This window comes from Pseudomonas sp. NyZ480 (assembly GCF_029537255.1).
Taxonomy (GTDB): Bacteria; Pseudomonadota; Gammaproteobacteria; order Pseudomonadales; family Pseudomonadaceae; genus Aquipseudomonas; species Aquipseudomonas taiwanensis.
In genome coordinates this window covers 5329255-5351078 of record NZ_CP120626.1, presented here as the reverse complement: position 1 = coordinate 5351078, position 21824 = coordinate 5329255, and the positions used below count along the sequence as shown (strand labels likewise).

At 62.3% G+C, this 21824-nt stretch carries 23 protein-coding genes; 8 read left to right on the top strand and 15 right to left on the bottom strand.

Annotation, left to right across the window (positions count from 1 at the left end):
• Positions 1-92 precede the first annotated feature (92 nt).
• Positions 93-1409, bottom strand: coding sequence for a phosphate regulon sensor histidine kinase PhoR (gene phoR, locus P3R38_RS24625; RefSeq protein ID WP_023383055.1), 1317 nt, complete (start codon positions 1407-1409; stop codon positions 93-95).
• Between the two features lie 44 nt (positions 1410-1453).
• Positions 1454-2143 (bottom strand): phosphate regulon transcriptional regulator PhoB, encoded by a 690-nt coding sequence (phoB, locus tag P3R38_RS24620; protein WP_003253341.1) that lies wholly within the window; start codon positions 2141-2143, stop codon positions 1454-1456.
• Positions 2144-2314: 171 nt separating this feature from the next.
• Between phoB and P3R38_RS24615 the strand changes: the two genes are divergently transcribed.
• Positions 2315-2686, top strand: coding sequence for a hypothetical protein (locus P3R38_RS24615; RefSeq protein WP_023383054.1), 372 nt, complete (start codon positions 2315-2317; stop codon positions 2684-2686).
• A 129-nt stretch (positions 2687-2815) separates the two neighbouring features.
• Here the strand turns inward: P3R38_RS24615 and ubiA are convergent, their stop codons facing one another.
• Positions 2816-3706: a 4-hydroxybenzoate octaprenyltransferase gene (gene ubiA, locus P3R38_RS24610; protein ID WP_023383053.1), complete on the bottom strand. Its 891-nt coding sequence runs from the start codon at positions 3704-3706 to the stop codon at positions 2816-2818.
• Complete coding sequence (locus tag P3R38_RS24605; protein WP_277686682.1) at positions 3706-4263, bottom strand: chorismate lyase; 558 nt, start codon at positions 4261-4263, stop codon at positions 3706-3708. The genes ubiA and P3R38_RS24605 overlap by 1 nt, the downstream gene beginning before the upstream one ends.
• A 114-nt stretch (positions 4264-4377) precedes the next feature.
• Here P3R38_RS24605 and P3R38_RS24600 point away from each other — a divergent pair, with 114 nt between their 5' ends.
• From P3R38_RS24600 to P3R38_RS24585, 4 genes are all read left to right on the top strand, one after another.
• A complete protein-coding gene (locus tag P3R38_RS24600; protein WP_011536423.1) occupies positions 4378-4545 on the top strand; it encodes a rubredoxin in 168 nt (55 codons plus the stop codon).
• 32 nt (positions 4546-4577) lie between these two features.
• Positions 4578-5726 (top strand): FAD-dependent oxidoreductase, encoded by a 1149-nt coding sequence (locus P3R38_RS24595; RefSeq protein WP_027906660.1) that lies wholly within the window; start codon positions 4578-4580, stop codon positions 5724-5726.
• A 187-nt stretch (positions 5727-5913) separates the two neighbouring features.
• Positions 5914-6213, top strand: a complete 300-nt coding sequence (locus tag P3R38_RS24590) for an HU family DNA-binding protein (RefSeq protein WP_016394014.1) — start codon at positions 5914-5916, stop codon at positions 6211-6213.
• Positions 6214-6362: 149 nt separating this feature from the next.
• Positions 6363-6737 (top strand): hypothetical protein, encoded by a 375-nt coding sequence (locus P3R38_RS24585; RefSeq protein WP_023383050.1) that lies wholly within the window; start codon positions 6363-6365, stop codon positions 6735-6737.
• Between the two features lie 105 nt (positions 6738-6842).
• Here P3R38_RS24585 and P3R38_RS24580 read toward each other — a convergent pair whose 3' ends face one another.
• From P3R38_RS24580 to exbB, 6 genes are all read right to left on the bottom strand, one after another.
• On the bottom strand, positions 6843-8246 hold the full coding sequence (locus tag P3R38_RS24580; protein WP_027906661.1) for an aminoacyl-tRNA deacylase and HDOD domain-containing protein: 1404 nt from the start codon (positions 8244-8246) through the stop codon (positions 6843-6845).
• A gap of 78 nt (positions 8247-8324) precedes the next feature.
• Positions 8325-10403, bottom strand: a complete 2079-nt coding sequence (gene recG, locus P3R38_RS24575; RefSeq protein ID WP_023383048.1) for an ATP-dependent DNA helicase RecG — start codon at positions 10401-10403, stop codon at positions 8325-8327.
• A gap of 3 nt (positions 10404-10406) precedes the next feature.
• Entirely contained in the window at positions 10407-11330 is a 924-nt protein-coding gene (locus P3R38_RS24570; RefSeq protein ID WP_023383047.1) for a hydrogen peroxide-inducible genes activator, read from the bottom strand.
• Between the two features lie 94 nt (positions 11331-11424).
• A complete protein-coding gene (locus P3R38_RS24565) occupies positions 11425-12159 on the bottom strand; it encodes an energy transducer TonB (RefSeq protein WP_023383046.1) in 735 nt (244 codons plus the stop codon).
• The gene (exbD, locus tag P3R38_RS24560) at positions 12156-12584 is read right to left on the bottom strand and encodes a TonB system transport protein ExbD (RefSeq protein ID WP_013974803.1); all 429 of its coding nucleotides are present in this window, start codon (positions 12582-12584) and stop codon (positions 12156-12158) included. Before exbD ends, P3R38_RS24565 begins: the two co-directional genes overlap by 4 nt.
• Before the next feature lie 3 nt (positions 12585-12587).
• Positions 12588-13562 (bottom strand): tonB-system energizer ExbB, encoded by a 975-nt coding sequence (gene exbB / locus P3R38_RS24555; protein WP_027906663.1) that lies wholly within the window; start codon positions 13560-13562, stop codon positions 12588-12590.
• A 192-nt stretch (positions 13563-13754) separates the two neighbouring features.
• Here exbB and P3R38_RS24550 point away from each other — a divergent pair, with 192 nt between their 5' ends.
• On the top strand, positions 13755-14609 hold the full coding sequence (locus P3R38_RS24550; RefSeq protein WP_277686681.1) for an NAD-dependent epimerase/dehydratase family protein: 855 nt from the start codon (positions 13755-13757) through the stop codon (positions 14607-14609).
• Between the two features lie 120 nt (positions 14610-14729).
• Here the strand turns inward: P3R38_RS24550 and P3R38_RS24545 are convergent, their stop codons facing one another.
• From P3R38_RS24545 to P3R38_RS24525, 5 genes are all read right to left on the bottom strand, one after another.
• Positions 14730-15458, bottom strand: a complete 729-nt coding sequence (locus tag P3R38_RS24545; RefSeq protein WP_023383043.1) for a hypothetical protein — start codon at positions 15456-15458, stop codon at positions 14730-14732.
• A 53-nt stretch (positions 15459-15511) separates the two neighbouring features.
• Positions 15512-15892, bottom strand: a complete 381-nt coding sequence (locus tag P3R38_RS24540; RefSeq protein WP_009684531.1) for a RidA family protein — start codon at positions 15890-15892, stop codon at positions 15512-15514.
• Positions 15893-15915: 23 nt separating this feature from the next.
• Entirely contained in the window at positions 15916-18024 is a 2109-nt protein-coding gene (gene spoT / locus P3R38_RS24535; RefSeq protein WP_023383042.1) for a bifunctional GTP diphosphokinase/guanosine-3',5'-bis pyrophosphate 3'-pyrophosphohydrolase, read from the bottom strand.
• A 59-nt stretch (positions 18025-18083) separates the two neighbouring features.
• Entirely contained in the window at positions 18084-18347 is a 264-nt protein-coding gene (rpoZ, locus tag P3R38_RS24530) for a DNA-directed RNA polymerase subunit omega (protein ID WP_016394025.1), read from the bottom strand.
• 254 nt (positions 18348-18601) lie between these two features.
• The gene (locus P3R38_RS24525) at positions 18602-19474 is read right to left on the bottom strand and encodes a LysR family transcriptional regulator (RefSeq protein ID WP_023383041.1); all 873 of its coding nucleotides are present in this window, start codon (positions 19472-19474) and stop codon (positions 18602-18604) included.
• Positions 19475-19681: 207 nt separating this feature from the next.
• On the opposite strand from P3R38_RS24525, the gene P3R38_RS24520 reads away from it, so the two are divergent.
• Positions 19682-21064 (top strand): glutamine synthetase family protein, encoded by a 1383-nt coding sequence (locus P3R38_RS24520; protein WP_023383040.1) that lies wholly within the window; start codon positions 19682-19684, stop codon positions 21062-21064.
• 4 nt (positions 21065-21068) lie between these two features.
• The gene (locus tag P3R38_RS24515) at positions 21069-21818 is read left to right on the top strand and encodes a gamma-glutamyl-gamma-aminobutyrate hydrolase family protein (RefSeq protein WP_104881062.1); all 750 of its coding nucleotides are present in this window, start codon (positions 21069-21071) and stop codon (positions 21816-21818) included.
• Positions 21819-21824 lie beyond the last annotated feature (6 nt).

Genomic DNA, 21824 nt, shown 5'->3' with positions numbered 1-21824 from the left:
ACAGGGGATCCAATGTAGCGGCTGAGGGCGCAAAAGCAAAGGGTGGTGGTCCTATTGGGGCCGACTGCACGCCCAAACGCTTCGCCGACAGGTCAGTCCTGGTCAGCTTTGCCGTTGGCCAATTGAGCCGGTGCGAAGTGACAGGTGAAGGTGCTGCCATGCCCCGGAACGCTGCTGATCTCCAGCTTGCCGCGATGGCGCATCAGCACATGCTTGACGATGGCCAGGCCAAGCCCGGTACCTCCGGTGTTGGAAGCGCGGCTGGAGTCGACCCGGTAGAAACGTTCGGTCAGGCGGGGCAGGTGCTTGGCGTCGATACCCACACCTGAATCCTGCACAGACAGATGGGCGCCCTGTTCATCGGCCCACCAGCGGATGCGGATGCTGCCTTCGTCCTGGGTGTACTTGACTGCATTGAACACCAGGTTGGAGAACGCGCTGCGCAGCTCCGCCTCGCTGCCCTTCAGGCGCAGGCCCGGCGCAGCTTCCAGGCTGATTCGCTGGTTACGTGGGCCAGACAGCGCCTGGGCATCGCTCTTGATCGACTGCAGCAGGGCGTCCACAGCCACCGGATGGTTGTCCGATGGGTAGTCCGTGGCTTCCAGCTTGGCCAGCAGCAACAGGTCGTTGAGCAGGGTCTGCATGCGTGAGCCCTGCTGGCTCATCTGCTGCAATGCCCGGCCCCAGCGTGGGTTCACGTCATCGACGTTGTCCAGCAGCGTTTCCAGATAGCCAGTGATCACCGTCAGCGGGGTGCGCAGTTCATGCGAGACGTTGGCCACGAAGTCCTTGCGCATCTGTTCGAGCTGATGAATGCGGGTGACATCGCGCACCAGCATCAGATGCTCGTTGTTGCCGTAACGGGTGATATGCAACTGGACCCGCATGCGGTCGTTGATCGGCGACGGGATTTCCAGCGGCTCGGCGTAGTTCCCGGCCTCGAAGTATTCCTTGAAACGGGGATGACGCACCAGGTTGGTGACGGGTTGTCCGCCATCCTGAGGGGTCTTGAAGCCCAGCAGGGTTTCAGCGGCGCGGTTCCACCATTCCAGGTTGCCGTCGCTGTCGAGCATGATCACTGCATCGCGCAGCGCGGCGGTGGATTCCTGAACCCGGTCGATCACTGCCTGCAGGCGGCCACGCACTCGTTGGTCGCGCCGCTGCAGGTGGTAGATGCTGTCGAAGACCTCGCCCCACAGGCCGTAGCCATCGGGTGGAGCTTCGTCGGGCTGATGGTTGCGCAGCCAGTCATGCAGGCGCAGCAGTTGCTTGAGGGTCCAACCCAGGTAAAGCGCCAGGCCAATGGCCAGGCTCCAGCCGTAGTACCCACTGATCAGTCCACCGATCAGGCAAACGGTGATCAGTAGCAGCAGGTGACGAATCAGGGTCGCGTGCCAGTTCTGGTTCAATTGACGGTCCTTGTACAGCGGCGTGCGGCTGGCTTGCGGGTTAGTCAGCTTTTGGTCGAGAAGCGGTAACCCGTGCCCCGGACGGTTTGTACCAGATTTTCATAGGCCTCACCCAAGGCTTTGCGCAGGCGGCGGATATGCACGTCGACGGTGCGTTCCTCGACATAGACGTTGCCGCCCCAGACCTGGTCCAGCAGTTGCCCACGGGTGTAGGCGCGTTCCTGGTGGGTCATGAAGAACTGCAGCAGGCGGTACTCGGTAGGCCCCATTTCCGCAGGCTTGCCATCGATGGTCACGCGGTGGCTGATCGGGTCGAGCAGCAGGCCGCCGACTTCGATGGGGGCTTCACTGTCACTGGGGCCGGTGCGACGCAGCACGGCCTTCAGGCGTGCCACCAGCTCGCGCGGCGAGAACGGCTTGGTGATGTAGTCGTCGGCGCCGACTTCCAGGCCTTGGATCTTGTTGTCCTCTTCACCTTTGGCGGTGAGCATGATGATCGGGATGTCCCCGGTCAGCTCGTCACGCTTGAGGCGACGAGCCAGCTCGATGCCGGAAGTGCCGGGGAGCATCCAGTCCAGCAGGATCAGGTCGGGCTTGCGGTCGACGATGATCGCGTGGGCCTGCTGCGAGTTCTCCGCTTCCAGGCAGTCATAGCCGGCCATTTCCAATGCAACGGCGATCATCTCGCGGATAGGCGCCTCGTCGTCGACGATCAGAATGTTTCTGCCAACCATGCTCAAAACCTCTCCCAGGAACGATGTCTTGGCCCGCATTAGATAACGGAATTATTGCAGCTGTGTGACAGGGCGTTGGCCGTTCTGGCGACATTCCATGACTGGACTAGGCTTCAAAGGGCCGCTGCGGCGGCTCTTCGAACCCATAGCCCCCGAACAATGGTGATTCCAATGACACGACATACGCTGAGCTGGATGGCCCTTTTCGCTGCCCTGGCGCTCCCGGGGGTGGCGTCCGCCCACCATGCCATGGAAAAAGATGGCATGTGGGTCGATGATGCCGGGATGACGCTCTACACCTTCGACAAGGACAGCGGTGGCAAGTCGATGTGCAATGGTGAGTGTGCGAAGAACTGGCCGCCGCTGATGGTCTCGAAGGACGATGAGGCACCAAAGGACAAGTGGACCCACGTCACCCGCGACGATGGTTCAATGCAGTGGGCCTATGACGGCAAGCCGCTGTACACCTTCATCAAGGACAAGAAAGCCGGGGACAAGACCGGCGATGGCATGAAAGACGTCTGGCACATCGCCAAGCCTTGAGGTCCTGCGGGCCCACACGCCGCGTCGATCACGAACCTGCTGCGGCTGTTGCACAGCCCTTTCTCGACATAAGGCCGCTCCTACAAGGCACGCGCATTGCCTGTAGGAGCCGGCTTGACTGCGATGAACTCAGCGCAAGGCGTAATCCAGCACCACGCCAATGAACACCAGCATCCCCGCCCAGTGATTGTGCAGGAAGGCCTTGAAGCACGACTCGCGGTCCAGCTTGCGCGTCGACCAGAACTCCCAGGCGAAGCACAGCGCCGCACCCAGCAGCCCCAAGTGGAACCAGCCCCCCAGCTCGAAGCGGTTTCCCGCCAGCAACAGGCAGCCCAGCGACAGCATCTGCAGGCTCAGGATGATGACCCGGTCGGCCTCGCCGAACAGAATCGCGGTGGATTTCACCCCAATCTTCAAGTCGTCGTCGCGGTCGACCATGGCGTAGTAGGTGTCGTAGCCCACCGTCCATAGCAGGTTGGCGATGTACAGCAGCCAGGCACTGGCTGGCAGTTCACCACCGGCCGCCGTGAATGCCATGGGGATACCCCAGGAATACGCGGCGCCCAGCACCACTTGGGGGTAGTAGGTGAAGCGCTTCATGAACGGGTAGCAGAAAGCCAGGGCCACCGCCCCGAACGACAGCCAGACCGTCTTGCTGTTGGTGCACAGCACCAGCAGGAAACTCACCCCGACCAGAATCGCGAACAGCGCCACGGCCTCGCGTGGCCTGACCCGGCCGCTGGCCAGGGGACGATCGGCGGTGCGCTTGACGTGGCCGTCCACTTTGCGATCGGCGAAGTCGTTGATGCAGCAGCCGGCGGCGCGCATCAGTACCACCCCCAAGCCGAAGATCAGCACGTTGGCCAGTGTCGGCGAGCCATTGCCGGCGATCCACACTGCCGACAAGGTTGGCCACAGCAGCAGGTAGATACCGATGGGTCGATCCATACGGCTGAGCTGTATGAAATCCCAGGCACGCGGATGGACGCGATTGAGCGACTTGAGCATTTGCAGGTACATCAGCGAATTTCCTCCTTGGCCGCTTGCCATAGCGCCGGCAGGAAGACTTCCGCCACCAGCAGGTCGAGGCCATCGCGTTCGAAGCGTGAGCGTCGTCCCCACAGATTTGCCTGGGCTGCTTCGGCGGGCAACCAGGCCTGTGGATACTGGCAGGCCTCGATCGGGTGGCGAACGAATGCCTGGTCGCAGAACAGTAGCTCGCCGAGTGAGCGGCTGCCCAGCGACTCCAGGTCCAGGCCGCCACGCGCCAGTGCACTGCGGCTCGAGACGCTACGGGCGAAGACCCATGGTTCGCCATGGCCGCGCAGGAACACTTCGCGCACCCAGCCTTCGGCCCCCGTGGGGATGCCCAGGGCCAGGCATTCGTCCTCGCGCAGGGCTTGCCAGCCCTCGAACAGCGGGGTAACGGTGAAGTGGTTCTGGGAAAGATGGGTCAGGCGGCGGGTCAGCGAGCCTTCGTCGAACAGCCAGTCAACAATGGGCTGGCCCAGGCCGGTTGCCAGTTGCGAATACGGCAGCCACGCGGCAGCGGCTGCTTGCGGGGTTTCGTACGACACGTCGGTATGCTTGTTACAACCAGAGAGGCGGCGAGCTTAGCATGATTGCCCCGACTGCTTGCATACTGCTGGCTGGGCCATTACAAAGCCCCACCTGACTGAGGAACGAGCCTGATGAAAAAGTGGCAGTGTATTGTTTGCGGATTGATCTACGACGAAGCCGAAGGCTGGCCGGACGACGGCATCGCTCCGGGCACCCGTTGGGAAGATGTACCGGAAGATTGGCTGTGCCCCGACTGCGGCGTCGGCAAGAGTGACTTCGAAATGATCGCCATCGGCTGATCGAACCTGTTCAAGAGCGAGGAAAGCACGACATGTCATCCCCTGTGGTCATCATCGGTACTGGTCTGGCGGGCTATAACCTGGCCCGTGAGTTTCGCAAGCTCGATACCCAGACGCCGCTGCTGCTGATTACCGCCGACGACGGCCGCTCCTACTCCAAGCCAATGCTCTCCACCGGCTTTGCCAAGCACAAGGATGCCGACGGCCTATGCATGGCCGAACCTGGCGCCATGGCCGACCAGCTCAATGCCGAAATCCGCACCCATACCCGCATCAGCGGTATCGACCCAGGCCACAAGCGCCTGTGGATTGGCGAGGAGGCCATCGAGTATCGGGACTTGGTATTGGCCTGGGGCGCGCAGACAGTGCAAGTGCCCATCGAAGGGGATGCTGGTGAATGGGTATTCCCGATCAATGACCTGGAAGACTACGCCCGGTTTCGCGCCGCCGCTGCGGGCAAGCAGCGCGTACTGATCCTGGGTGCCGGGCTGATTGGCTGCGAGTTCGCCAACGACCTGACCTTGGGTGGTTACCAGGTCGATGTCGTGGCCCCGTGCGAGCAATTGATGCCAACCCTGCTGCATCCGGCTGCCGCCGCGGCGGTACAGGACGGGCTGCAAGAGTTGGGCGTACGCTTTCATCTGGGGCCCGTGCTGACGCGCCTGCAACGGGCGGGTGATGGGCTTGAGGCGCATCTGTCGGACGGTACCGTGATCGCCTGCGAACTGGTGGTGTCCGCCATTGGCCTGCGCCCACGCATCGACCTGGCCGCTGCCGCGGGCCTGCAGACCAATCGCGGTGTGGTGGTGGACCGACAGTTGCGTACGTCCCACGGCAATATCTTCGCGCTGGGGGACTGCGCCGAGGTCGACGGTATCAACCTGCTGTATGTGATGCCGCTGATGGCTTGTGCCCGTGCCTTGGCCCAGACCCTGGCCGGCAACCCCACCACAGTCAGTTATGGGCCGATGCCGGTCACAGTGAAGACCCCGGCCTGCCCACTGGTAGTCTCGCCGCCACCTCCGGGCCGGGAGGGTATTTGGCGGGTGCACGGCGAGGGTCGTGACCTCAAGGTGCTCTGCCACGATGCTGACGGCCAGTTGTTGGGCTATGCCCTGACGGGCGCCGGGGTGATGGAGAAACTGGCCCTGAATCGGCAGTTACCACCCCTGATGGCGTAAATGACAGGCGTTCTGTCGGGTTTACCCTTTAGTTGCCACTACAATGGCCGCCCAGATACTGGCGCGGCCTCGGTGGGCGTGCCATTCTCACTCCCGTCTGCCGCAGATTAGAGCCTGCGGTGCCTTGAGCGCTGCCTCTTCGGGCAGCACGGCATAACAACAAGAATTCCGTCAAAGAGGCTTCACTATGCGTAAACCAGAACTCGCCGCCGTCATCGCCGAAAAGGCCGATCTGACCAAGGAAAAAGCCAACCAAGTGCTGAACGCGATTCTCGACAGCATCACAGGTGCCCTGGACAAGGACACCGTCACCTTGGTCGGCTTCGGCACCTTCGAAAAACGCCATCGTGGTGCCCGCACCGGCAAGAACCCGCAAACCGGCCAGCCGGTGAAGATCAAGGCCAGCAACACCGTTGCCTTCAAACCTGGCAAGAACCTTCGTGACAGCGTCAACGCCCCAGCCAAGCCGGCTAAAAAAGGCAAGTGATGCACACCTGACAATCCCCAGTGTCAGTAAGACGGGCGCCCCAGGGCGCCCGTCGTGTTTTGCAAGCGATGCATTCGGCAGAGCTGTATAAAAAGTTCAGGAAACGGATAAACTCCGCGTCTCAGTCATTTTTTATTCGAGGCGCGTTGATGAAGTTTCGCTTTCTTCTTTGGGCCATGGGGCTATTGATGGCCAGGGCCAGCCGCAGCAACCCGGCCTTCCAACAGCAGCTCAAGGACAAAGACCTGGTGTTCCAGATGCAGACACTGGACGGCAAGGTTGCGCGTCACTTCATCGTCAGCGGCGAGCGCGTCAGCAGCAAGGGTGGGTTGCACCCGCAACCGGCTTTCGCCATTGCATTCAAGGATGCGGCTTACGGTTTTGCCACGATGCAGGCGGGTAACAAGCAGTTGGCCTTCATGCAGGGTATCCAGGACAAGAACATCCAGATCAAGGGCAATCCAGCGTTGGTGATGTGGTTCCAGGGTTTGATGAAGTACCTGAAGCCGAAAAAGAAGGGTTGAGATCCCAGAAACTGTTGCGCTGAACCTGTGAGCGCGGGCTCATCCGCCAAGCCCGCGCCACAGGGGCGAATACCCCGAAAGATTGGACGGATCCAACCCTGGGGATCAATGCGGTGCGTGGAATTGCGAGGCCAGCTCGCGCAACAGGCTTTCGGCCTCCAGCACCTTGTTCACCACATCCTCCGCCTTTTCCCGCGTGATGCCCAGACGGTCCAGTAAATCATCAGGGATTTCAGCCTGTGGCCCTGAGCCGATTCCGCGCGAGCGCAGCAGCCGGGTCGCCAGGCACACCAAATTGGGGAATGCTGAATTTTCGCCGTCGTAGGACGGGTCATGCTGGAAACGCAGCGCGGCCGACAGCTCTTCTGGCATGTCCCACAGCTTCATCAGCCAAGTGCCGATCTGTTCGCGGCTGATGCCCAGCAGGTGCTGTTCCACATAGGTGTGGCACAGGTGCGGGTTGACCTCCAGATGACGGCAGATCAGCGAGAAGTGCGGTGGGAACACGTGGGCCAGCAGTAGATAGCCGAAATTGTGCAGCAGCCCCGCGAGGTAGGTCAGACCGGCTTCAGGGCGCTCGGCCCGTGGCATGGCGCGGGTCAGGCCTTCGATGATCGCGGCGGTGTAGATCGACTGCTGCCAGTAAGGCGTGGCTTGCTGGGGGTGGTCTTTCGGCAGGCTCAGGGTCTTGCCCAGGGCCAGGCCCAAGGCCAGGTTGATCACCAGGTCGAAGCCCAGCACGCGCACGATGGCGTCCTCTACCGAGCGGATCTTGCCGGGTGAGGCGTAGTAAGGGGACGCCGCCCAGCTGACCACTTGGGCAGCCAGCGCTGGATCGGTTTCCACTACGCCGGTGATGTCATCGATGCTGGCATTGGGGTCGACCCGCAGCTTGATGATCTTCTGTGCGGTGTCTGCCAGCGGCGGAATTTCGATGGTCTGCTCCAGTCGTTGCTGGATGCGCCGGGCGGTGAAGGCCTGCACGGCCTGGGTGATTTCCTTCGAGTCGTCGTCGGGGCGGTCCAGGTTGGGGCGGATGTCCCTGACGGGCTGTCCGAAGCTGCCCGCGCTGGCTTTCTTCAGCATGCGCTTGAAGTCATCCCGCTCGATTCTCAGCAAAAGACCGGTTTCTCCGGACTCGATGAGCAGCGTCTGGCTGTCGAGCAGTTTCTGTTCGTACAGGCAAGGCGAGCTGGTCAGCGCCGGGATGCCAGGCAGCGCCTTGAGACTGTGCTTGTCGAGCATCTGCTTGAGGCGTGCAACGGGGACCGCACGGAGCTTGCGTCCGGTCAATTCCTCAAGGCGATTGAGGTCCAGCAGCTTGCTCTGTGGGAACAGCACCATCAGGGCGCCGACCTCATCGTCGAGCAGAATCGCCTGTACCCGCGAAGCCGCCGGCAGGGCCGGATCCTCAGGCACCTCGCGATAGCTGACGCCAAGCTTTTCCAGCAGCAGCTTGATCACCGAGGGTGCATGTGGGGTTGCGGTATCCAGGGCAACTTCAGTCATGGTCCGTATCCACTATTTCTTTTAAACGCGAAGTATAACCAGCCTGGCCCGCAAGCTGGATCCAATTTGGGACAATCGTCACACTTGGCCATATTGCTGGCCATGGCGCAGCCAGCGATCGAGCAGCGGGCTGACATGGTCGGGCCAGCGGGCTAGCAGGGCCTGGGCCGCGTCACGCACGGCCGGCAGCAGATCGGCATCGCGCATCAAGTCGGCAACCTTGAACTGTAGCAGGCCAGTCTGACGGGTTCCGAGCATCTCGCCAGGGCCACGCAGCTCCAGGTCTTTCTCGGCGATGATGAAGCCATCGTTGGTTTCCCGCATGATCCCCAGCCGTTCGCGGCCGATCTGCGACAGGGGCGGGTGGTACAACAGGACGCAATGGCTGACCGCGCTGCCACGGCCGACGCGGCCACGCAGCTGGTGCAACTGGGCCAGGCCAAGGCGCTCGGGGTTCTCGATGATCATCAGGCTGGCATTCGGTACATCCACCCCGACCTCGATCACCGTGGTGGCCACCAGCAGTTGCAGCTTGCCTTCCTTGAACTCGGCCATCACCGCCGCCTTCTCGGCCGGTTTCATGCGGCCGTGGATCAAGCCCACGCGCAGCTCGCCCAGGGCGCTGCCCAGCTCCTCGAAGGTGCTTTCTGCCGCCTGGCAGGTCAGCTCTTCGGACTCCTCGATCAACGTGCACACCCAATACGCCTGGCGCCCTTCGGCACAGGCAGCGCGGACCCGCTCGACCACTTCGAAACGCCGGCTGTCTGCGACCAGAACGGTGTTGACCGGTGTGCGGCCAGGCGGCAGCTCGTCAAGGATCGAGGTGTCGAGGTCGGCGTAGGCGCTCATGGCCAGGGTGCGGGGGATCGGCGTGGCCGTCATGATCAGTTGGTGCGGGCACAGTTCGCCGGCCACACCTTTCTTGCGCAAGGCCAGGCGTTGCTGGACACCGAATCGGTGCTGCTCGTCGATGATCGCCAGGGCCAGGTGCTTGAACCGGACCTCGTCCTGGAACAGCGCGTGGGTACCGACCACCATGGGTGCGCCATTGGCGATCTGCTCCAGGGCACTGGTACGGGCCTTGCCCTTGAGTTTGCCGGCCAACCAGGCCACCTCTATGCCCAGTGGTTCCAACCAGCGCTTGAACGTGATGTAGTGCTGCTCGGCCAAGATCTCGGTCGGGGCCATCAGTGCCACCTGGTAGCCGGCTTCCAGCGCCTGAAGCGCTGCCAGGGCAGCTACCACGGTCTTGCCGGCGCCGACATCGCCTTGCACCAGGCGCATCATCGGCTCGGCCTGGCTGAGGTCGTAGGCAATTTCATTGGCAACCCGTTGCTGGGCGCCGGTCGGCTTGAAGCCGAGGTTGGCCAGGTATTGCGCTTGCAGACGGCCAGCCTTGGGCAGCACGGGGGCACGTAGGCTGCGCAGGCTTTCGCGCAGGCGCTGCTGCGAAAGCTGGTGGGTCAGCAGCTCTTCGAACGCCAGGCGATGCTGGGCCCAGTGCTGGCCTTCGGCGAGTTCGTCGAGGTCAGCGTCAGCCGGTGGGTTGTGCAGGTAGCGGATGGCATCGTCCAGCGGTGCCAGGTGGTAATCGCGAGCCAATTGCTCCGGCAGCCAGTCCGGCAGGCTGCGCGGGCCGAGCATGCCCAGGCTCTGTTGGCACAGCAGGCGCAAGCGCTGCTGGGTGAGCCCTTCGGTGGACGGGTAGATCGGCGTCAGTGTCTGCTCGACAGGAGGCGGTGGTTCGTCTCCGTTCAGTGCACGGTACTCTGGGTGGTAGATTTCCAGCCCTGATGCACCTGGCCGGGCTTCGCCGTAGCAGCGCAGGTGCGTGCCACGCTTCAGGCCCTCTTTCTGAGCATTGCTGAAGTGGTAGAAGCGCAGGCTCAGCACGCCGCTCCCGTCACCCAGGCGTACCACCAGGCTGCGGCGTTTGCCCATGGTCACATCGGCACCGCTGACCACACCTTCGATGACCGCGTCCTGGCCGGGGCGCAGGGCCCCGATGGGAACGACGCGCGTGCGGTCCTGGTAGCGCAGCGGCAGGTGGAACAGCAGGTCCTGCAGATTCTCGAGTCCAACCTTGGCGAGTTTTTCCGCCATGGCTTCGCCCACTCCCTTGAGTGCCGTGACCGGCACCTTAGACAGCTCAGTCATGGTTCAGGCCGATTGTTCCACGGGCGGCTTGGCGACCGAGCAGAGGCGGATCGAGTCAGCGAGGATCTCGATCGCCTTGGGCCGTGGGAAGCTGGCGCGCCAGGCAATGGCCACGGTGCGGAACGGCGCGGGCGGTGTGAGTGGACGCACTTCGATGACGCCGGGCGCATAGTGGTGGCTGTGCACCGCCGACAACGGCAGGATCGATACGCCGAGGCCTGAGGCAACCATGTGGCGGATGGTTTCCAGGGAGCTGGATTCTACGGTGGTGTGCTTGGAACCTTCGCCTTTATTCAAGGTCGGGCACGCTTCCAGCACTTGGTCGCGGAAGCAGTGGCCTTCGCCGAGCAGGAGCAGGCTCTTGTCGTTGAGCATGGCGGTGTCGATGGTCTTTTTGGCCGTCCATGGGTGATCGGCGGGCATCAGCGCGCAGAATGGCTCATCGTAGAGTGGCAGGGTCAGCACGTCGGCCTCGTTGAACGGCAGGGCGATGATCACTGCGTCCAGCTCGCCATTGCGCAACTTCTCGCGCAGGACGTGGGTGAAGTTCTCTTCGATGTACAGCGGCATCTGTGGGGCAACCCGGTGCAGCTGTGGGATCAGGTGCGGGAACAGGTAAGGGCCGACGGTATAGATGGCGCCCACCTTGAGCGGCGCGGTCAGCTGGTTCTTGCCGGCTTGGGCCAGTTCGCGGATGCCCTGTGCCTGCTCCAGCACCTTCTGCGCCTGGGCCACGATGCTTTCGCCGACCGGTGTCAGGCGCACCGCGCTTTTGCTGCGCTCGAAAATCAGTACACCCAGCTCGTCCTCAAGCTTCTTCACGCCGACCGACAGGGTCGGTTGGCTGACGTGGCAGCGCTCGGCGGCATGGCCGAAGTGCTGCTCTTGGGCGAGTGTGACGATGTAGCGTAATTCTGTGAGGGTCATAACGTGCGTCCATGAAGTTGCGGGCCCAGCATAGCGGCTGCAAACGATAGACGCACGTTATCAGACTTGTTGATTTGTGACAGAAACAACCGTATCAGCGGCGATCCAGCGAGTAGACGAAAGGTGCCACTACTTCGATGGTGCCATTGTTCAGCAACTCGGCCGGTGGCTTAGGCACCGTACCGGCACGACGGATCATCTCCAGAGTCGCCCGGTCCAGTGCTGCGCTACCGGAGCCGCCAGCCAACGAGTACGACACCACCTTGCCCTCGGCGTCGACCACGAACCGCAGGCGGTTGATGCCTTGCAGACCGCGGCGTCGCGCGTCTTCCGGGTAGCGCTTGTACTTCGCCAAGTGGCGCAGCAGGTCGCTTTGCCAGGTCGGCAACGCTTTGCTGTTGGACGCGATGCTTGGCGCCGGTGCCGCCGACTTCTGCGGTGGCGTGTTGCTTGGCGGCGTGTCCGCGACTTCTTCCTTGGCCGGTGGCTCATCCTTCGGCGGCTCAGGCTTTTTCTCTGGCTTGGGCGGCTGCGGCTTAGGCTTGGGCTTCGGGGGTTTCGGGATGGCGATCTTGGGCTTGGGGGCCTCCGCCAGCTTGGGTAACGGCGGTTCTTCAACCGGTGCCGGCGGTTGTGGAGCCGCTTTGGGAGGTGGTGGTGGCGCGGGCTCGGGCAGCGGCGCCAACTCGACCATCATCGCTGCCGGGGGCAGTTCGATGGCCTGGGGCACCGACCAGTTGAGCGTAAGCAGCACAGCGACGGCATGGACACCCAGCACGAGTGCCAGGCTGCCGCTGTAACGCGCCAGATTGTGCCGCGTCTTCGTCATTTCTTGGCTGCCGTCTCGAGACCTACCAGGCCGACTTTCAGGTAGCCGGCCGCGCGCATGTTGTTCATCACTTCCATCAGGTCACCGTAATCCACGCCTTTATCGGCCTGGAAGAAGATGGTGGTTTCCTTGTCGCCCTTGGTCTTGGCGTCGAGCATCGGGCCAAGCTGGTCGGGTGCCGGAACCTGATCGTCGCCGACATAAAGCTTTTGGTCGGCCTTGACGCTGACGAACACCGGTTTCTCGGGCCTCGGCGCCGGTTTGGCGGTCGAGGCGGGCAGGTCGACCTTGATGTCAACCGTGGCCAAGGGGGCGGCGACCATGAAGATGATCAGCAGCACCAGCATCACGTCGATGAACGGCGTGACGTTGATTTCGTGGTTTTCGGCGAGGTCATCGCCACCTTCGTTCAGATGCAGGCCCATGGTTTACCCCACTTTCACCATGTGCGGGGTGGCGCGCTCGCTACCCTGGTGGTCGAGGTCACGGCTTACCAGCAGCAGTACCTGCGCCGACGCGTCGGAGACTTGAGCCTTGTAGCCTGCGATGGAGCGGGCGAAGACGTTGTAGATCACCACGGCCGGGATAGCCGCAACCAGGCCCAGTGCGGTGGCCAGCAGGGCTTCAGCGATACCAGGGGCAACCACGGCGAGGTTGGTGGTCTGGGTCTTGGCGATTCCGATGAAGCTGTTCATGATGCCCCAGACGGTACCAAACAGGCCGACGAACGGTGCGGTCGAGCCGATGGTGGCGAGGACCCCGGTGCCGCTGCTCATGCTGCGGCCGCTGGCTGCTACCAGGCGCTCCAGGCGGAAGCTGACGCGTTCCTTGATGCCTTCTTTCTCGCGGGCATTGGCCGACAAGCGCATTTCCTCCAGTGCATCGTGGACCAGCGTGTGGGCCAGCGTGCCTTCCTTGTTAGAGGCGTCGCTGGCCTCCTTGAGGCTGGCGGACTTCTTCAGGACCGCGATCTCACCGCGCAGACGACGTTTGGCGCCCATCAGTTCGAAGCCTTTGGCGATCCAGATGGTCCAGGTAATGATCGAGGCGATGGCCAGGCCGATCATCACCGCTTTGACCACGACGTCGGCGTTCTTGTACATGCCCCATGGAGACAGGTCATGTGCCATGCCCAGGGAGTTGTCCTCGACGATTGCTTGCGTCTGTTCGCCTGCTGGCGCCGCTGAATCTACCGGGGCGGCGGCGTTGGCAGCTGGGGCAGCGGCCTGAGCATCGCCAGCGGGCGCGGCAGCCGGTGCAGTGGCAGCTGCAGGGGTGGAGGCATTGGTGCTTGGTTCATCAGCCATGGCAGCTGGGGCCAGTACCAGGCTGAACATCAGCGCGGCAATGGCGCGCCAGGCGCGCGAGGTGGTTGGCGAAGCGGAAGGTTGAGTACGTGTCATGCTGGCCGGACCTGATGAAGAAGAAAAGTCAGCGTTCTTCAAAGCCTCGAAGCAGGCCGAGAACAGATAGGGGTGCCATTATTGCAAGTAATTCTTGTTAACAAAAGTAATCTCGTTGCTTTTTTCCACCTTGGTCTAGCCGCCTATCGCGTAATCCGGCTAGCCTGACCCTTTGATCTTCGGAGTTTTGTGATGTCAGACCTATCCGCGATGATCGTAGGATGCGGTGATGTAGGCGGCCGCCTGGCCCGGCAACTGCTGGCTCGCGGTTGGCAGGTCAGTGGCCTGCGACGTTCGGTTGGCCAACTGCCGGCCGGAGTGATACCGGTCGCCGCAGACCTCTTGAGCCCGGAGATTCCCCAGGCATGGCCAGTGCGTGCGCCGGACTACCTGGTGTACTGCGTAGCGGCCAGCCAGCACGATGAAGCCGGTTACCAGGCTGCGTACGTCGAGGGTTTGCGGCACGTATTGTCTTGGTTGAACGAGCGAGGACAACGCCCGCGTCGCCTGCTGTTCGTCTCCAGCAGCAGTGTCTATGCGCAGAAAGATGGCGAATGGATCGACGAGACCGCCGCCACCGAACCCGAGGGTTACTCCGGGCGGATCATGCTGGAGGCAGAGCGGCTAGCCCTGGGCAGTGGCATTCCAGCTACCCTGGTGCGCTTGACGGGAATCTACGGGCCAGGTCGCGAATGGCTGCTCAGCCAGGTGCGTCAAGGTTACCGCGTGGCCGAGGAGCCGCCGCTGTATGGCAACCGCATCCACGCTGAAGATGCCGCAAGCCTGCTCGCCTTCCTGTTGCAGGCCGACGCTAAGGGTGTGACGTTGGAAGATTGCTATATCGGTGTCGACAATGACCCGGCGCCCTTGGCCGATGTGGTGGCCTGGCTGCGAGCGTACATGGGTGTCACCGAGTGGTCGGATGAGCAACGCGTGCGGCGCACCGGTAGCAAGCGCTGCAGCAACGCCCGGGCACGCGCGTTGGGGTGGGCCCCGGTGTATCCGAGCTACAAGGAAGGGTACGCAGCCATTCTTGCGCAGCGTTGACCTTGTCGCCGACTTGCCCGCATCCCCAAATCTCACACAGGGCTGGCCTGCCCCCAAGAAGCTGGACACAAATCCAACCCTTGGGGGCCGTCCAGGGCAGTGCAGGTCGTTATGCCGCGATCAGCCGCGCTCGAGCACCCACTTGCGAGCGCCCGGTGCCAGGGTTGGCACCTCATCGGGCTGTGCGCTGTTGATTGCCTGGAAGATCTCCAGCTTGTCGCCATCGCGTTTGAAGATGAATGGCGCGCCACGCTGGTCACGCTCCAGCCACAGGCTGTCATTGCTGCCGCCCATGGCGGCGCAGTCGCCGGCAAGGCACAGGGCATAGCGGTCCGGGCCGGGCAGGCCAGTGACGCTGCCGTTATCGGCGAAACGCACCACGCCGCCTTTACCCTGTCCTTCGACGATCTTCCATTCGCCGCCCAGATAGGACTGGTACAACGCCTTTTCGAAGCTGCTGCCAAGCGGAGCGTCAGCCGCATTCGGTTGCTTGGCACGGACGAAGGTCTGCTCAGCGCCGCGCTGGTCGGTGGCTTTCAGTTCATCGCCATCCAGTTTCAACTGCTCGGTCTGGCCACCGGGGAAGCTGGCTTGCCATTGCTTGTCATTGGCGCTCAACTGGCCATCGGCAGCTTCGAAGCCGTTGCTGTAGCTGACTTGCTGGTTGGCGACATCGAGTTTCCACTCAAGGACCGGCCCATGCTTGTCCAGCGCCTGGCGCAGGCTACCGCCCTTGGCGGCCTCGATGGCGTCCTGGTTGATCCAGACGCCGTTGAAATCTTCGGGTTTGTGGCTGGCACAGCCGCTCATGAGCAGGGCGGCCAGTGCGAAGGGGAGTGCTTGACGCATGGCTGTATAACCTTGGCAGGAAGGTGACGGGCAGGGCGCCCGTCACCAGGGCATCATTCGATGACCAGAATGGCGTCCATTTCAACCTGGGCGCCTTTCGGCAGTGCGGCAACGCCGATGGCGGCGCGGGCCGGGTACGGCTGCTCGAAGTAACGGCCCATGACTTCGTTGACTTTGGCGAAGTGGCTCAGGTCAGTGAGGAAGATGTTGAGCTTGACGATGTCCTTGAAGGAACCACCAGCAGCTTCAGCCACGGCCTTGAGGTTTTCGAATACCTGTACGGTCTGGGCTTCGAAACCTTCGACCAGTTCCATGGTTTTTGGGTCCAGCGGGATCTGGCCCGACATGTACACGGTGTTACCGGCCTTGATCGCCTGGGAGTAGGTGCCGATAGCGGCAGGGGCCTTGTCGCTGTTGATAACAGTCTTGCTCATGATGACTCCTTGCTGTTGACGGACTACGCACGCATGCGGGTGATGCGGACCACGCCGGTCAGCGTACGCAGCTTCTTGATCACTCGCGCCAGGTGCACGCGGTCGTGCACGCTGACCACCAACTGGACCACGCTGATTCGACCGTCGCGTTCGTCCATGCTGATCTTCTCGATGTTGCCATCGGCGGCATTGACACTGCTGGCGAGCAGGGCGATCAGACCGCGCTGGTGCTCCAGCTCGACGCGCAGCTCGACATTGAATTCGCCAGTGATGTCCTTGGCCCAGGAGAGCTGCACGCACTTCTCTGGGTTGTGTCGGATTTCGCTGATGTTCCGGCAGTTCTCAAGGTGCACGACCATGCCTTTGCCTGCGGACAGGTGGCCGACGATGGGGTCGCCCGGAATCGGTGTGCAGCACTTGGCGTAACTGAGCACCAGGCCTTCGGTGCCACGAATGGCCAGCGGGCCTTCCGGAGCCGGCAATGGTTCGCCTTCGGCCGAAAGCAGGCGGCGGGCGACGACATAGGCCATGCGATTGCCCAAGCCGATGTCTTCGAGCAGGTCTTCGATCAGTTCCAGACGGTACTCGGCAAGAATCGCCAGGATACGGTCCTGCGGTATCTGCTCCAGACTGCTGTCGAACCCGGTCAGCACTTTGTTCAGCAGGCGTTCGCCCAGGCTGATGGATTCGGAGCGGCGTTGCTGCTTGAGCGCGTGGCGGATGTGCGTGCGCGCCTTGCCGGTGACGACGAAGTTGAGCCAGGCCGGGTTGGGCCGGGCACCTGGCGCACTGACGATTTCCACGGTCGAGCCGCTTTGCAGGGGTTCGGAGAGCGGTGCCAGGCGGCGATTGATGCGGCAGGCGATACAGCTGTTGCCAACGTCAGTGTGCACGGCATAGGCAAAGTCGACAGCGGTGGAGCCTTTGGGCAGCTCCATGATTCGCCCTTTGGGCGTGAAGACGTAGACCTCGTCGGGGAACAGGTCGATCTTCACGCTCTCGATGAATTCCAGCGAGTTGCCGGCGCGTTGCTGCAGTTCGAGGATGCCCTTGACCCACTGGCGGGCGCGGGCATGGCTGCCTTTGGGCTGCTCGTCCTCGTTGGACTTGTAGAGCCAGTGCGCGGCGATGCCGTTGTTGGCCATCTCTTCCATCTCGCGGGTGCGGATCTGGATTTCGATGGGCACGCCGTGCATGCCGAACAAGGTGGTGTGCAACGATTGGTAGCCGTTGGCCTTGGGGATCGCGATGTAATCCTTGAACCGGCCCGGCAGCGGCTTGTACAGGTTGTGCACGGCACCGAGCACGCGGTAGCAAGTGTCGACCTTGTCGACGATGATGCGGAAGGCATACACGTCCATGATCTCGTTGAAGGCGCGACGCTTGCCGCGCATCTTCTTGTAGATGCCATAGAGGTGTTTCTGCCGGCCGCTGACTTCGCCCTCGATACCGTCTGCAGCCAGGCAGTTGGCCAGTGACTGCTCGATCTTGGCGACGATTTCCTTGCGGTTGCCGCGAGCGCTCTTGACTGCCCGGTGGATGAGCGACGAGCGCATCGGGTGCATGGCCTTGAAGCCGAGGTCTTCGAACTCCACGCGCACGGTGTGCATCCCCAGACGATTGGCGATGGGGGCGTAGATTTCGAGGGTTTCCTTGGCGATGCGCCGGCGTTTTTCGCCCGACAGCACTTCCAGGGTGCGCATGTTGTGCAGGCGGTCAGCCAGCTTGACCAGGATCACGCGGATATCGCGAGCCATGGCCATGGCCATTTTCTGGAAGTTCTCGGCTTGCGCCTCGGCCTTGGTTTCGAAGTTCATCTGGGTCAGCTTGCTGACCCCGTCGACCAGCTCGGCGACGGTTTCGCCGAACTGCTGGCAGAGGGCTTCCTTGGCGATGCCGGTGTCTTCGATCACGTCGTGCAGCATGGCGGCCATCAGGCTTTGATGGTCCATGTGCATGTCGGCAAGGATGCTGGCCACGGCCAGCGGATGGGTCACGTAGGGCTCACCGCTGCGGCGGCGCTGCCCGTCGTGGGCCTGTTCGGCGTAAAAGTAGGCGCGACGAACCAGGTTGACCTGCTCCGGGCCCAGATAGGTCGACAGCCGTTCGGCTAAGGCTTCTATACCCGGCATGGATTCACCTCTTGCCGAGGAAGAGGGCCTTGTGCCGCACGATGTCGACCAGGCATGGATCAGACCGCCTCGTTGGACTCGTCCTCGAACGCGGCGAAGACCGGATCCTCGGTGACGATCTCTTCTGCGGCGATGAACTCAGGGGTAACGATACCTTCGGCGATTTCGCGCAGGGCGACCACGGTCGGCTTGTCGTTTTCCCAAGCTACGCGCGGTTCTTTGCCGCCGGTAGCCAGCTGACGTGCGCGCTTGGTCGAGAGCATGACCAGCTCAAAACGGTTATCCACGTGTTCCAGGCAGTCTTCAACAGTAACGCGGGCCATGGTCTTCCTCAGTAGCAAATGCGGTAGGCGTGCAGCCCAATATGGGCGGGCGGACTCGATAGTTTAAAAAATCACCAGCCAATAGGGAAGCGCTGTTTTGTCCGGTGGCTCGGTGTCGGCTTCTGCGCGGGTACATCCGCGTCTGCTGGGAATGCGCGGGTCATGAACCGCGGCAGCCGCGAAAGGGCCGTTACAGACACCCTCGATGCATGATTCCGACGATAACGTCCCAGGCCCCAGGAACACAACATCCCTTACAACATTGCGTCGCGCAACCGGGGTGTCAGTTCTTCGAAGAGTGTCTGTACCGAGCGCAACGCCCGGCAGTCCGGCCGCGTCAACAGCCACAACTGGGTGTCGCAACCCGGTAGCGGGCCGCTCAGCGCCTCCACTCCAGGCAATGCGTGCACCATGTAGTCAGGCAGCGCCGCTACACCAAGGCCAGTGCTCACCAGCTGGGCGATGGTCGACATGCCGCTGCACTGGTAGCGCGGGCTAAGCCCTGGGTACTGCTGGTTGCGCCAAACCACCGTGGGGTGATCCTGCATCGAGTCGTCCGGGGCGATCCACGGCACGCTGCTGGCAGACTCGGCCAGGCGTTCGCGCCACTGCGCTTGGCCGCAGATCACGTAGGAGGTGGACCCCAGGCAGCGTCCGACCAGATGTTCCGGTGGCGTGTTGGTCAAGCGCAGGGCGATGTCGGCATCGCGTCGGCTCAGGTTGGCGAAGGTGTTGGACGTACCCATCTCCAGCGACAGCGCTGGGTAGTTCGGCATGAACGCAGCCAGCGCGGGCAGCAGCAAGGTGTGCATCACCGCCTCGGTGCAGGTCAGTCGAACCGTGCCGCTGACTACCTGCTCGCCGCTGGTCATGGCGATGCGCGCAGCGTCCAGCGCTTGTTCTGCACGTTCGGCCTGTTCTGCCAGGGCCTGTGCGGTGTCGGTGGGCAGGTAGCCCTTGCGGCTTTTGACGAACAAGGCGGTGCCCAGCGCCGACTCAAGGCGACGTATGGAGCGGAACACGGTCGAGACGTCGACCTTGAGCAATTCGGCAGCCTTGGCCAGCGAGCGGCCACGTTCCAGGGCCAGGACCAGAGAAAGGTCGGCATGGGTAATCTGATATTGCATTGGTGCACGCTCTGCTTGCCGAATTGCCAATGTCTGTTGCGTTGAGGCCATTTTATAGTGAAACGGCCCCCGGTAATCAATGCAGCCGGTCGGGCAACCTATCCCCCGATGGGAAAGTGAAAAGAACAACAGTAGCAACCATCGCCGCCGCCGAGGCGCCAGCCGTATCCCCTCACATCGCCGCAGCAAATCAAAGGATGTACAGCCATGACGTCGGTAACCCCGTGCGCCAGTTCTTCCAGCGAGATGAATGAATTCCTCAAGGCCCATCCGGACACTCAGTACGTCGATCTGCTGATCTCCGACATGAATGGAGTGGTACGTGGCAAGCGTATCGAGCGCGCCAGCCTGCACAAGGTGTACGAGAAGGGCATCAACCTGCCTGCCTCGCTGTTCGCCCTGGATATCAACGGCTCGACCGTCGAGAGCACCGGGCTTGGCCTGGATATCGGCGATGCCGACCGCATCTGCTACCCGATCCCTGGGACGCTTTCCGATGAGCCGTGGCAGAAACGTCCTACCGCCCAGTTGCTGATGACCATGCACGAACTGGATGGGCAGCCGTTCTTCGCCGACCCGCGCGAGGTGCTGCGTCAGGTGGTCAGCAAGTTCGACGATCTTGGCCTGGACATCTGCGCCGCGTTCGAGCTGGAGTTCTACCTGATCGACCAGGACAACCTCAACGGTCGTCCGCAACCGCCGCGTTCGCCCATTTCGGGCAAGCGCCCGCAGTCCACCCAGGTGTACCTGATCGACGACCTCGACGAATACGCCGACTGCCTCCAGGACATGCTCGAAGCTGCCAAGGAGCAGGGCCTGCCGGCTGACGCCATCGTCAAGGAAAGCGCCCCGGCGCAGTTCGAAGTCAATCTGCACCATGTCGCTGACCCGCTGAAGGCCTGCGACTACGCGATTCTGCTCAAGCGCTTGATCAAGAACATCGCCTACGACCATGAGATGGATACCACCTTCATGGCCAAGCCCTATCCGGGTCAGGCGGGCAACGGCTTGCATGTGCATATCTCGTTGCTGGACAAGAAGACCGGCAAGAACATCTTCGCCAGCGATGATCCGCAGGAAAGTGAAACCCTGCGCCATGCCATCGGTGGCGTCCTGGAAACCATGCCTGCCTCCATGGCGTTCCTGTGCCCGAACATCAATTCCTACCGCCGTTTCGGTGCGCAGTTCTATGTACCCAACGCCCCGAGCTGGGGCCTGGACAACCGCACAGTGGCTGTACGCGTACCCACCGACAGCCGCGAAAACGTGCGTATCGAGCACCGCGTGGCCGGTGCGGACGCCAACCCGTACCTGATGCTCGCGGCGATTCTCGCCGGTATCCATCACGGCCTGACCCACAAAGTCGAGCCAGGTGAACCGATCGAAGGCAACTCGTACGAACAGTTGGAGCAGAGCCTGCCGAACAACCTGCGCGATGCCTTGCGCGCGCTGGACGACAGCGAAGTGCTCAATCAATACATCAGCCCGGACTACATCGATATCTTCGTGGCCTGCAAGGAAAGCGAACTGGCCGAGTTCGAAGTATCGATTTCCGACCTCGAGTACAACTGGTACCTGCACACGGTGTAAGCCCATGAGCGCAATTGCGGTCCCCTTGATCGGTGTCAGCGCCTGCCGTCAGCAGGTGGGGAAGAACTCGTCGCACACGGTGGGCGACAAGTATGTCGAGGCGGCGGGCTTTGCCGGGCTGCCACTGCTGTTGCCGGCTCGCGATGCCGGCAGTGACACGCAGGCGCTGTTGGCGCAGCTCGACGGCATTGTTTTTACCGGTTCGCCTTCAAATATCGAGCCGCATCATTACAATGGCGCCCCCAGCGCGGAAGGGACCCGGCACGACCCTGCTCGTGACCGCCTGACCTTGCCGCTGCTGCAGGCGGCCATTGCCGCCGGTGTACCGGTGTTCTGCATTTGTCGTGGTTTCCAGGAATTGAATGTGGCCTTGGGCGGCACTCTGCACCAGCGCGTGCAGGAGCTGCCTGGCTTCCTGGACCACCGTGAACCTGAGGATGCACCCCTGGAGGTGCAATACGGCCTTCGTCACCCCGTCAGCATCGAGCCGGGCGGGTTGTTCGAGCGCCTGGGCCTGGCTGCGCAGTTCGAAGTCAATTCGTTGCACAGCCAGGGTATCGACCGCCTGGCCCCAGGGCTGCGTGTCGAGGCACGGGCCCCGGATGGCCTGATCGAAGCGGTGTCGATGGTTGATGCACCTGGCTTTGTGCTGGGTGTTCAGTGGCACCCTGAGTGGCGTTTCGCCGAAAACCCGGTCTCCTTGCGCCTGTTCCAGGCGTTTCGTGAGGCCTGCATTGCCCATGCTGCACGGTAGGGTCAT